Annotated in this window: 13 protein-coding genes; 11 read left to right on the top strand and 2 right to left on the bottom strand. The window is 56.3% G+C overall.

What is annotated here, in order from left to right; genetic code table 11:
- Nucleotides 1-253 precede the first annotated feature (253 nt).
- The 8 genes from HXY34_13245 to HXY34_13210 all read left to right on the top strand — a co-directional run bounded on the left by HXY34_13245 (nucleotide 254) and on the right by HXY34_13210 (nucleotide 7,167).
- Complete coding sequence (locus HXY34_13245; protein ID NWF97101.1) at nucleotides 254-1,042, top strand: site-specific DNA-methyltransferase; 789 nt, start codon at nucleotides 254-256, stop codon at nucleotides 1,040-1,042.
- 255 nt (nucleotides 1,043-1,297) lie between these two features.
- Nucleotides 1,298-2,671, top strand: coding sequence for an NAD(P)/FAD-dependent oxidoreductase (locus HXY34_13240; GenBank protein NWF97100.1), 1,374 nt, complete (start codon nucleotides 1,298-1,300; stop codon nucleotides 2,669-2,671).
- Nucleotides 2,672-2,698: 27 nt separating this feature from the next.
- The gene (locus tag HXY34_13235) at nucleotides 2,699-3,688 is read left to right on the top strand and encodes a hypothetical protein (protein NWF97099.1); all 990 of its coding nucleotides are present in this window, start codon (nucleotides 2,699-2,701) and stop codon (nucleotides 3,686-3,688) included.
- Between the two features lie 210 nt (nucleotides 3,689-3,898).
- A complete protein-coding gene (locus tag HXY34_13230; protein NWF97098.1) occupies nucleotides 3,899-4,444 on the top strand; it encodes a hypothetical protein in 546 nt (181 codons plus the stop codon).
- A 41-nt stretch (nucleotides 4,445-4,485) separates the two neighbouring features.
- A complete protein-coding gene (locus HXY34_13225; protein NWF97097.1) occupies nucleotides 4,486-5,043 on the top strand; it encodes a GTPase domain-containing protein in 558 nt (185 codons plus the stop codon).
- Between the two features lie 75 nt (nucleotides 5,044-5,118).
- Entirely contained in the window at nucleotides 5,119-6,117 is a 999-nt protein-coding gene (locus HXY34_13220; GenBank protein NWF97096.1) for a radical SAM protein, read from the top strand.
- Nucleotides 6,110-6,877 (top strand): lipoate--protein ligase family protein, encoded by a 768-nt coding sequence (locus HXY34_13215; protein NWF97095.1) that lies wholly within the window; start codon nucleotides 6,110-6,112, stop codon nucleotides 6,875-6,877. Before HXY34_13220 ends, HXY34_13215 begins: the two co-directional genes overlap by 8 nt.
- Before the next feature lie 5 nt (nucleotides 6,878-6,882).
- A complete protein-coding gene (locus HXY34_13210; protein NWF97094.1) occupies nucleotides 6,883-7,167 on the top strand; it encodes a hypothetical protein in 285 nt (94 codons plus the stop codon).
- On the opposite strand, the gene HXY34_13205 is transcribed toward HXY34_13210, so the two are convergent.
- Complete coding sequence (locus tag HXY34_13205; GenBank protein NWF97093.1) at nucleotides 7,157-7,678, bottom strand: hypothetical protein; 522 nt, start codon at nucleotides 7,676-7,678, stop codon at nucleotides 7,157-7,159. The genes HXY34_13210 and HXY34_13205 overlap by 11 nt on opposite strands.
- Nucleotides 7,679-7,872: 194 nt before the next feature.
- On the opposite strand from HXY34_13205, the gene HXY34_13200 reads away from it, so the two are divergent.
- From HXY34_13200 to HXY34_13190, 3 genes are all read left to right on the top strand, one after another.
- Nucleotides 7,873-8,352 (top strand): hypothetical protein, encoded by a 480-nt coding sequence (locus tag HXY34_13200; protein ID NWF97092.1) that lies wholly within the window; start codon nucleotides 7,873-7,875, stop codon nucleotides 8,350-8,352.
- Between the two features lie 30 nt (nucleotides 8,353-8,382).
- Entirely contained in the window at nucleotides 8,383-9,351 is a 969-nt protein-coding gene (locus HXY34_13195; GenBank protein NWF97091.1) for a hypothetical protein, read from the top strand.
- Nucleotides 9,352-9,567: 216 nt separating this feature from the next.
- The gene (locus HXY34_13190; protein NWF97090.1) at nucleotides 9,568-9,915 is read left to right on the top strand and encodes a hypothetical protein; all 348 of its coding nucleotides are present in this window, start codon (nucleotides 9,568-9,570) and stop codon (nucleotides 9,913-9,915) included.
- Here HXY34_13190 and HXY34_13185 read toward each other — a convergent pair.
- On the bottom strand, nucleotides 9,912-11,335 hold a 1,424-nt coding region (locus HXY34_13185), incomplete at its 5' end, for a hypothetical protein (GenBank protein ID NWF97089.1). The two genes, HXY34_13190 and HXY34_13185, sit on opposite strands and share 4 nt — an antisense overlap.

Below are 11,335 nucleotides of genomic sequence, written 5' to 3'. Positions count from 1 at the left end.
GGCTTGGAGTCTGTAATGCCCTCGGAACGTCGGTCTGGCGGTGATGATTATAAGGCCCGTCTTTCATTGTCACTCAGGAATGACCTCTGAACCTCCTAAGCGGAAGCGAAAGAATCCCTATGTCCCTCACGTTGCTGCAGCTCGGTTCAAGCCGGATGAAGACTGGACTCGAGAGGAGGCCCGGGCACTCTACGAGTCTGCACGCTTTGGTATCCCGGTAGACGTGGTCCACTACGAAGACTGCATTGCGGGCATGAGGGCTCTTTCTCCAGGCTCCGTGGATGTGATTGTTGCCGACCCTCCATTCGGCATATCTTTCAACGGCAAGGAGTCGCTATACAACCGGGACGGGTCTCTAGTCATTGAAGGGTATAGAGAGATCTTGGAGGACTACGACAGATTCACCAGACTGTGGATTGGCGAGATTCCGCGCCTGCTCAGAGAGAGCGGCTCTGCATGGGTGTTTAGCGGCTGGACCAATCTTGCCGATGTGCTGAATGCCGCACGGGAGGCAAGGCTGACCCTCGTCAACCATATGATATGGCGATACCAGTTCGGTGTGTTCACCAGAAGGAAGTTCGTGACCAGTCACTACCATCTCCTCTTCCTGGTCAAGAACCCGGACGAATACTACTTCAACAAGATTGAACACTACCCTCTTGATGTGTGGACCATCAATCGCACGTATATGCGAGGACAGGTCAAGAACGGGACCAAACTCCCTGATGAACTTGTAATGCGGTGCATTGACTTCTCATCAAGGCCCGGTGCGCTGATACTCGACCCCTTCATGGGCAATGGAACAACGGCCGTGGCAGCAAAGGGCTCATATCGTCACTTCGTGGGCTTTGAGATCAATTCTGCAATGAAGGCCATCATCGACGACAACCTTCGGCTAATGGAGTTGGGCGGCCTGTATACTCCCTACGCAGAGAGAACAGACCCACTGGTAGAGAGAGCAAGGGCAAGACACAGGGTCTCAGGAGAGAAGAGCAAGGGCCCTGAGCATGTGAGAGGCTCCCAGTCGTGCTCTGAGACCTGATGCACTGTCGAACATGGGCGACTGCTTTGACTTGGGGCGGGATGGCCTTGTGGAGCCCTGTGATTTCATCGACCTGCAGGCGAGACAGACGAACGAGCGCATCACAGGACAAGTGCCACAGTGAGAGCGAGCAGTCGCCAAGAGACGGCCTGTACCTTCGTAGGACTTCACATGACCCGCTGCGAGCCCAAGAGAACATTGAAAAGGCAGCGACGGGGCGAGTCGAGATACCCATCACCTCTGGAGACCACACCAATGAGAGACTATGATGTTGTTGTGGCTGGAGCTGGTACTGCTGGCGCAGTGACCGCGTACACACTTGCGAAGCGTGGCCATCAGGTGCTGCTTGTGGACCGGAAGCAGAAGGAAAGGATTGGTGACAAGACCTGCGGCGATGCCTTGGGCAGTCATCACCTCAGAGAGCTCAAGGAGCTCATCGGGCTTCCAGACGTGCCGAGAAGCATAGTCGAGTACGATGTGAAAGGCATCGACCTCATCGCACCTGACCGTCGATATCGAATGAGGATGGCTGGTCCTACGACCACAGGCTACTCGTTCAATCGGCTAAAGATGGGTCAGTGGCTCGTAGGTCTTGCAGAGGCGGCTGGTGCGACCCTGATGCCTTCGACCAGGGTGAAGCGGCTTCTGTTTGACAACCACACGGTCTCAGGAGTGAGGGTGACACCGGAAGGCTCTGAGGAGGAGAAGGACATCCACGCGAGAGTGGTCGTCGATGCCACTGGTGCCTCCGGTATGCTCAGGCGGCAGCTGCCCGAGGAGACCCCAATCGAGCGAGTCGTCGCCAAGGAGGACATAATGGTCGCATGGAGGGATGTCTATGAGACCCCGGACTACACGTTCGAGACCCCTGAGATACTTGAGATATACTGGGAGCAGGAGCAGACTCTGGGCGGTTACACATGGGTGTTCCCGCAGGGTCCGAACCGAGTCAACGTGGGATGCGGTCTCATGACACTGCCGAACCACCGCCAGCCCAAAGACATCTTCAACTCCTTCATCAAGGAGACTTGGGACTTCATGAAGACACGGCTTGTGACGATTGACTCCGGTGGTGGGATTGCTCCTGTGAGGCGACCGATTGACACGATGGTCGATGACAACTTCATGTTAGTGGGCGACTCGGCCTGCCAGGTGAACCCCGTACACGGTGGCGGAATAGGTTCCTCTATGCTTGGCGGCGCGCATGCTGGTATCACTGCCTCCGAGGCCCTTGAGGCGAACGACACCTCGATATCTGGTCTGTGGCCGTACAACCCCAGGTATATGCAGAGTTACGGGACCAAGCAGGCGTCGCTTGACATCTTCAGATGGTTCTTGGTCAATGTGACGAACGAGGACATCAACTTCGCATTCAAGAAGGAGATCATCAAGGGCAGTGACCTGCTTGCCGTCAGCACTACCGGGAAGATGGACCTGGCAATGGGTGACAAGTTCAAGCGGCTCGTGTCAGGTGTGGGAAGGATACCTCTTCTGATGAGAGTGAACCGGGTCGCACACCTGATGGAGGACATAAAGCAGGTCTATGCGGAGTATCCATCCTCTCCAAAGGGTCTTGCGGACTGGAGACGACGGCTTGACCCCATCTACGCTGCGGCCAAGAAGGCGTGAGTGAACACCGGGGGCCGGTGAGGGCACTTGAGAGACCTTGGCACCGCCGGAAGGATCCTCTTGAGATGTCCGGAAGACGCTGTCTTGTCCTTCTACAACAGTCCCTATCCGGGACACTCGCTGGGCACCTCGGTTGACATCTACCCTGAGGGTGACGGGTGGGACTTGCCTGTGGTGTCGCCCGTGTCGGGAGTGGTCCGGGTGGTAAGGAGGCTCACCATGGGCCGCAGGACCTCGTTTCCCTCAGAGGACTACGACTGGGCCATTGCCATATCGCCTGATGCGGACGCTGATGTCTGGGTCCGTGTTCTTCATTGCCGGCCCGAAGTCCGCGAAGGGCAGCTTGTGGAACAGGGAGAACGACTCGGTCACACCATTCGGTCGCGATTCTTCTGCTTCTGGACGGGCCCACACAGTCATGTCGACATCTTGCGTCCGGGTGACTTTGGACGGTCAACGAAGTCCCTCCCACTGGTGCCCCTGGCAGACTCGTGGAAGGTTGAGGGCTCGATGCAGTCGGTGGTCGAAGCCACTGTGCTCTCAGTACATGACGACAAGGCTGTATGTAGCCCCGTGTCAGCGACGGGTCGTTGCGGTGATCTGGTGGGGCACGCTGCCTATGACAGTGGCGGACAGGCTATTGGCGTGATTGATGGCGGGGTGCCACACTATCGAAGAGGTGGAGTGCACCGTTGTGGCTCAGAGCCTGCTGACAGACAGGTCTTTGTGTGGGGTCATTGTATTGGTCTTGTCACGCAGACTCACGCAGGCAGTCTCAGATATGCCACGACTGAGGGGACGCAAGCAACGGTCAACCGGACAAAGATGCGAGGGGTGTCCTTCTTCCTCTACCCAAATCGCAGACTGGTGCACGGATGCGTCCCGCTGGTGTTGATACCAGAGGCACGTGGAGGCTTTCACGGCCTTCTCTCAGAAGGCGATTCGGTCACGCTTCGGCTAACCCAAGTGGTGCGTGAAGACGACCGCTCATCGCCAGTCAGACCACTTCTGACATAGGTACGTTGATGTCTTCAGCGAGCGGCATTCAGGTGTTGGCAATGGTCAGTCAAAGTGCTGCGGTCGCAAGGAGAGTTCATTCGATAGTGCCCACACGAGTCCGACATGTCATGAGCCGTGCGTGTCCAATCTACAGGGTTCTGAGGCAGCGTGACCGGGCGGAAGAGTGAAGTAGCGGACTCATGCTCAGAACATGGAAGATGCGTTGTCTTGAAACCCGAGTCTGTCAATCAGTTCCTGCGTTGGGTCATCAGGAGCATGGTGCTGGACGTACTCGTGGGGTGCACTTTGGTGAGTGCAGTGATACTCATACCCAAAGAGGGTATGCTGGTCACTCTCCAAGGCGCCTCACTGAACATCCTTGTGCATGTCTTTGTCGGGCTGTTTTCCGGAGCCTTTGTTGCAATGGTCTGTGCCGAAATGGAGGCAGACCTTCTGAAGTTCGAGGTTGGCGCACTCGGCTCTAAGACTGAGACCGACGCGCTAGAGTCTCTCACCCGGCTGGGCATATGGTCAAGTCGTTACATAGTGGTCTTCCTGCTAGGCCTCATCGTGTTCCTCACTGGTTCGTTCTCGTATGCTGCAGTGTGGCACGAAGTATTGCTAGGCCCTGCCATCGTCGAATACCTCTTCCACCTCATCAGGGCTCTATTCGTCATCACACCAAGCTTCTTACTGGGCCTCACATGGGGAATACTATTCGCTCAGCGGCACGCGAGGCGAATGTTGCGTGCTCTGTCTGGCCTGTCGTCGTAGGCATTCCATGTGATGCCAAGTGCTGATGTGGAGGTACCGAGTTGGAGAGAAAGCCGCACAAGGTTGTTGTGGTAGGTCCTCAGGGGGCAGGCAAGACAAGTCTTGTCAATGCGCTGCTCTATGGCCGGATGGACTGGCCGAACGGCACACAGGCCATGTCCACCAAGATATCTACCAAGACGGTCGTCAGCGAGGATGCGGAAGTCATCCTGCAGATATGGGACTGGGTCGGCGGCACAAAGCACTTTGCCCGGTTGGCTCGTACAGGCTTTCTGACGATGGCAGAGGCAGCCATTCTTGCGTATGACTGTTCTCCTCAGGGAAGACGGTCAGTGGGGGATGCACGAGACATCTACGATGCAATCAAGGCCACGCCCACACTGAGGTATCTGTGGCTCGTTGGCTGCAGGTCAGACTTGGGTGCCGACGACGATGTGGAAGCGTCTGCCCGTGAGCTCTACAAGTATGTTCAGGCAGGTCCGATGACCAAGACGTTCAAGGTGTCCGTGAGTGCGAAGAACGGCACAGGGATGGCCGGACTCGTCCGGTGCATTGCTGCATGCCTGTCAGGCAGGGACTGCGACAGCGGTTCTTACTGACCACCAGAGGATGCCTCAGGGATCGGCAACCACCACCGATAGTTAACTTGTTAACGGATGAGCGTCCATCCCCTCATGATCATCTTGGCGCCGTTAGTCAGAGTGTCGCTCGGCACTGCAATGGCTCTGGGACTCATTGAAGGACTTCGTGAGGTGGCCTCTTCGACCGCGTATCTGATGACATACTCAGAGAGCAAGTGCGATGAGAACTGCGCTTTCTGTCCTCAGGCGCGTAGCAGCACCTCCTCTGCCGACCGTCTGTCACGGATATCGTGGCCTACATGGGATCTCGATGAGGTGGTGGCTCGACTTGGCGAATCAAAGAGCACTCGGCGTGTCTGCCTGCAATGCCTGAACTATGTTGGCATGGTAGATGACGCAGCAACAGTCATCGAACGAGTCAGAGAAAGCTTCACTGGGCCACTCTCTATCTGTACTCCTCCTCTGGGCGAAGCAGACTTGAAGAGAGTCCGAGCGGCAGGCGCCACGGACATAGGTATCGCGATTGATGCTGCCACACCCGAGGTGTTTGACAGCGTCAAGGGAGCAGCACGCAATAGCTCCTACACATGGGAGCTGCACCACGACGCGTTGCGGCGGGCCCTCACTGTGTTCGACAGGGGCCATGTCACCACCCACGTCATTGTGGGGCTCGGGGAGCGAGAGTCTGATGTTGCCCGTTTCATATTCACGATGCTGGAGGCGGGCATCAGGGTCAGCCTGTTCGCCTTCACTGGGGTTAGGGGCACTGACATGCATGATGCGAAGCCGCCAGACCTCGGAGCCTACAGACGCCTTCAGATCGTGCTATACCTTGCATCCCGACGGCTTCTGACTCCAGACAAGGTCAACGAGGACAGGAACGGCCACCTGACACTGGCTGTGGAAAGCTCGTGGCTTCAGCAAGTCTTATCATCAGGTGCAGCATTCCGGACTGCTGGTTGCCCGGGTTGCGATCGGCCATACTACAACGAACGGCCGAGGGGTCCAATGTACAACTACCCGCGGCCGCTGACACCGGAGGAGACCGCGGCTGCAATAGCTGATTCAGGACTGGTGAGGTCAAATGGATGAGTTCCGATTCCTGAAGTTCGAGACGCATGATGCGTACACCAACATGGCAATGGACGAGGCCATAATGCTCTCTCTGGAAGCGGGGCGAGTGCCGCCCACTTTTCGTCTGTATCGATGGAAGCCCTCTGCGGTGTCAATTGGCACGTTTCAGGGGATGACTACTGAGGTGGACATCGAGTACTGTAAGAAGAAGGGTGTTTCCACTGTGCGGCGGCTGACCGGAGGGGGCGCTGTATACCATGACTATGAAGGAGAGGTGACATACAGCATCATCATTCCGAAGGACCACAGGTTGGCGCCACGAGACATCGCCGAGTCGTACCGTGTGCTGTGCGGTGGTGTCATATCTGCCCTTGCCAAGCTCGGACTCTCTTCTAGCTTCCAGCCCATCAACGACATTCTAGTGGAGAAGAAGAAGATATCCGGCAACGCACAGACACGTCGTCACTCCTGTCTCCTTCAACATGGTACCGTCCTTGTCAGGCTCGATGTTGAGGCGATGTTCTCGGTCTTGAAGGTCCACCCCGTCAAGATCTCCGACAAGGTCGTGACGGACGTTAAGCAGCGAGTGACATCAATCAGTGATGCTCTCTCCCGTCGGGTCAGCTTGGAAGAGGTCGCCAGAGCCATGGAGAAGGGCTTCTCGGAGGCACTAGGCATCAAGCTGGTCCCCGGCAAGCTCACATCTGAGGAAGAGGCCGATGTGGAACATCTTGTGAAGACGAAGTACTCGACCGATAGCTGGAACCTGCTGAGGTGAGCGTGATGAGAGAGGCGGTCTACAAAGTCAGTGGCGGAAAGATGCTCCGCGTCAATATGGATGTGACTGAACGGAAGATAAAGAGTGTGAAGATAACGGGCGACTTCTTTCTGTATCCAGAGGAGACACTAGAGGCCATTGAGAAGGCTCTGCTTGGACATGAACTGGACAGCGCGAGAATCGAGTCCACCATCGAGTCTGTGCTGCTCGAGCACGAAGCTCAATTCATCGGTGCATCCTCTGCAGATGTGGCTCATGTGATAATGCTTGCTGCAGGCATCAGTTCTTGATCACTCGTATCCTGAGCCAAGGGCTGCCGCTCCTTTCGATGTTCTCCAGAATGACCGCGGTCTCGGCCAGATGATACTCATGCCTGGACTCCTTGCCAAGGTAAACGCTGATTCCTCTCAGTGCATCCGGGTCGGTCACGGGAGGGGGCGGGCTCCTGATACTGATCACCTGGTCGCTCTTGCCTCGGAGTTGCCACAGTGCAGCAAGGAACTTTGCGAGGAGTTCACGGTCTCGTTGAGGCAGGACGTCTGCCAGGAAGCTCCTGGCGATGTCCTTTCCAAAGGGATTCACAGTGTTCTCGTTTCCTATCCACGCTCTCTCGAGGAAGATAGTGGCTTCCTGAATGACCTCACCCTTGCCCACGCTGAACTCGATATCGATGTTCTTCTGAAAGCCTCCCGGTTCGCATGTCACCCTCGTCACACCATCCTTCTCCTTAATGCGTCCGGTTTCAGAGAGCCGGAAGAAGGTGAACAGGTCACACTTCCTGAGTTCCTTCAGAGTCTTCATCTTGATGCCCGTGTCCTGATGGGCTGGCGGACGCTATTAAAACCAACTGCTGCAGTGGTCGACCAGTTTGGAGTGCGATGCAACATGACTACCGCAGTCCGTGCGCCATGGACGCACCGTCATGACTCGGCCTCAAGCGAAACAGGTGTGGTCCCGCGAAAGCTAATATACAACCTAGTACTCAAACCGTTACCATGTCCGACGCCGAATACCTGAAAGACAAGAAGATACAGAAGATTGACAGCGACGTAGAGCGCTTCAAAGCTGAGCTTCAGAAGGCTGAGTCTGAACTGGCTGGGATTGAGGCACGCATCGACGGAGAGATTGAACGGCACCGTCAGATTCTGAAGAGCAAGGAGGAGGCATTTGATGCAATCCGCGAGAAGTACAAAGCTGCAGAACGCGAGTACATGGATGCCAAGAGGGAGTTCAGCAGAGTGCGGGACAGCAAGCAGAAGCAGATTGGAGACCTCAACAAGAGGGCAGATGCGCTGAGAAGGCGCGTGGCCGATGCTGGCAAGGCTCGCGAGAGGCGTATCAGGGAGATTGAGCGAGCCAAGGAGAAAGAGGTGGAGAAGGCCAAGCGCCAGAAGGCAAAGGAGATGGACCGGCTGAAGGAAGAGGAGGTCTCCAAGGTCGAAGAGGACAAGAGAAAGGAGTTGGGTCTCTCGTGAGACCTGTGTATTAGGCCGGGTGGTGGATACTTGAACGCATACTTTGTGATAGTGCTCCTGTCAATTGGTCTGTTCTTCCTAGTGTGGGCTTTGGGCTGGCTGCTCGAGAGAGCGTCTCACTCACTGCTGGGCACGACCCAGGCATACGGCAGCAGAGGCTGGTACTTCCTTGTCGGTCCCGGAGTCGCGCTGCACGAGTCATCGCACGCGCTTGGGTGCCTGCTCACGAACACCAAGATTGTGGAGTTCAAGCCCATCAATGTCGAGTTCACCAATGACGGGGTTGTACTGGGCTATGTCAAGTATGTGAAGCCATCGAGCCCGCTCAGGAATGCCGTAATCAATCTCGCACCAGTGGCTGTGTCATTGTTCCTTCTGGTGTTCTTCGCACTTGGCGCGACCTATCTGGTGCCTGATGCGCACCTGGGCGGAGAAGCGCTGGCACTCCTGCGGCAACTAATCGACCTGAAGGCGAACGAGGTCCTCCTGAACGACCCGTCGTACCCTGTGGTGCTCATCGTGGGGTTCGTCTACTCCTTCCTTGTCACGTTCTCGGGACTGACGGTTCTGAACCCTCTGTTCTGGATCGTGGCGTTCCTTGCGATGACCATAATGCTCAGCAACGCGCCCTCCGACGTCGACATATCGAACGCAGCCAGTGGTCTGAAGGTCATTCTGGTCTTCGAGCTCATCTGGCTCGTCATCAGTTACTTCGTCCCTGCTGCGGGCTGGGTGTTGTACGGCCTGTTCGAGTTTGTCGCGGTGATGTTCTCACTCGCCTTGGCCTTTGCGGCAGTGGGGTACGGCTTCTTCTTCATGGTGTTTGCCATGTCACGACTCAAGACACCCATTCAGATACTGCCCTTCGCAGCCTGTCTGGTGTCAGGAGCCCTGCTCATCGGTTACCCCTACTCCACACTGATCTCAATAGGCATCTTCGCACTTGTGACGGTTGTACTGCTGTTGATTCCCCGATTCCGAGCAAGTGCAAAAGAATGAGTGTTCAGCAAGCCGCGCTGTGACTACTCGGCGCGGCTCTCTCTTGCTGAGACCGTGAGTCCGCAACTGCCTTTGCTACTTCTTGCCAGTTGTACGCGTGGTCTCTTCTCATGCTGAGACCATGAGCCTCGTGAGTGACAGTCCACCGCGGACCTGCCACGTATTACCACAGCAGATAAAGGGGGATGGCAGGCGCGTCCTCGTCGGATGATGAAGATGACCAAGATCGAGATTGTCAGGAGGCCTTCTCTCATCAGTCCGCGCCATCTCCTCCGATATGTGTTCTTCACCGAGATGCAGGTGGAACAGGCGTCGAAGATACTGAACACTATCATGCAGTCCAACGGTGTTGTGCCAGACGCGGAGTGGGAACGTTTCGTCCTGTCGAGTCGCGGCCTCTATGTCAAGGTCATGAGAAAGCTGCGGGATGCCGGTCTGGTGGAGAAGCGCGGCGGAGAATACCGGCTGGGCCGTGACTACTCTGCCGCGCTTGAGAAGATGGCAAAGTACTGGGCCGACATCGTTGACACATTCGAGAGAGGCGACCGGACAATCTCTTTCTAGACCTTAACTTCGCCCTCTTTGAGTTCGAAACTCCTCAGAGTGGAGATCGCCTTCTCGTCTTCGACTCTCAGGACTCCGAGCTTGTCCAGTTCCCGTGCGTACTTGGCCGCGAGAGCGGGTTGTATCCCAAGTGTCTTGCCGAGGTCAGCAAAGGTGATCGAGCCAACCTCATCCACAATCAAGAGCACCTTGGTGCTTGCCTCCACTCCGAGCGCCTTGATGTATCTGGCCGCTCTCTCGTTGGCTACGTCCCTCATCTCCAAGGCCATATCGCGCTCCTTCTCCATCAGCCGGGTGGCCTTCTCATACGCCTCTCGTTGCATCTCAACGATGGGAATGCGCTTCTTTGTCTCCTCGAGCTCCCGCTCAAGATTGTAGATCCTCTCTTCCATGTCCTTTATCTTTCGAATGCGGTCCTGGACCGATTCGAGTTCCTTGACCCTCTTCTGTGACGCCTCTTCTGCTGCCTTCCTCTCGACTAGCGCATCACGAAGTTTCGCTTCCAGCTCCCGGATTATGCCGGACTGGGTCTCAACTTCTCTCCTCTTCTCAGCAAGCGAGGCCTCTGTGAGTTCGAGCTTCGTCTTCATCGCCTGTACCTCTGCATCGCTCCTCGCCGAGGCCTTTGGCGCTGCGGACAACTGGCTCTTGTATGCCTGTACCTCCGCACTCGACTCTGACAACTTGAGCTGAAGCTGCTCCACCTGACTCCTTAGCCTAGCAATCTCCGCATCCTTGGCTTGGATCACTGAATCCTTTTTCACCACATCCCGGCGTGCCGAGTCAAGCTTGGCCTCAAACTCTCCCACTTTCCTGCTCAGCTCTTGAGTCCTCGTGTCAGAGCTGGCGCCCATGTCTATCTGTGCATGCAGTGCTTCAATCTGCTTCTGCAGTTCCTTGACCTCAGCCTCTCTCTCACGCAGCTGCTCCCGGACAGCCAGACCATCCTCCTCAACACCCTGCAGGAACGACCTGACAATGTCCTGCTGCTCAACAATCGTCTGACGCAGGTCCGACTCCGACTCCCTCACCTTGGTCGCAAACTCCTTGAACCTCTCCTGTGTCTGCTCCACAATCCGGTCCACCAAGTCCTTCTCAAGGGCACTGAACTCGCTGTCCACAATCTCCGTGAAACTGCTCTCGATGACGGTCTTCATCATCGGCATCCGCAGCTTCTCAACCATCTCCTCTGATATCCGTGACTTCAGTTCTACAACCTTTCCTCGGAACGTCAGCAGCTGCGCAGCGAACACTCCGACGACTCCCCTCTGAAGTGATGAGATGTCCGACCTCAGTGTCTCAAGCTTCCTCAGAAGCGCATCGAATCCCGCCACCGCATCGCCAGTCGCAGCCTTCAGAGCCGCCTTCGGGTCCGGCGCCTCCAGACTCTCGACAAACTCCAACGCCGACGCCGCAGCCG

The sequence above is a fragment of the Candidatus Thorarchaeota archaeon genome, from assembly GCA_013388835.1.
Classification (GTDB): Archaea; Asgardarchaeota; Thorarchaeia; order Thorarchaeales; family Thorarchaeaceae; genus JACAEL01.
This window is presented reverse-complemented; position numbering and strand designations above follow the sequence as displayed.

Bases quoted from the DNA above. Each gene is read 5' to 3' on its own strand.
- HXY34_13240 (NWF97100.1), top strand. From the start codon at position 1,298: ATGAGAGACTATGATGTTGTTGTGGCTGGAGCTGGTACTGCTGGCGCA.
- HXY34_13220 (NWF97096.1), top strand. From the start codon at position 5,119: ATGATCATCTTGGCGCCGTTAGTCAGAGTGTCGCTCGGCACTGCAATG.
- HXY34_13205 (NWF97093.1), bottom strand. From the start codon at position 7,678: ATGAAGACTCTGAAGGAACTCAGGAAGTGTGACCTGTTCACCTTCTTC.
- HXY34_13210 (NWF97094.1), top strand. From the start codon at position 6,883: ATGAGAGAGGCGGTCTACAAAGTCAGTGGCGGAAAGATGCTCCGCGTC.
- HXY34_13200 (NWF97092.1), top strand. From the start codon at position 7,873: ATGTCCGACGCCGAATACCTGAAAGACAAGAAGATACAGAAGATTGAC.
- HXY34_13190 (NWF97090.1), top strand. From the start codon at position 9,568: ATGACCAAGATCGAGATTGTCAGGAGGCCTTCTCTCATCAGTCCGCGC.
- HXY34_13215 (NWF97095.1), top strand. From the start codon at position 6,110: ATGGATGAGTTCCGATTCCTGAAGTTCGAGACGCATGATGCGTACACC.
- HXY34_13245 (NWF97101.1), top strand. From the start codon at position 254: ATGAGGGCTCTTTCTCCAGGCTCCGTGGATGTGATTGTTGCCGACCCT.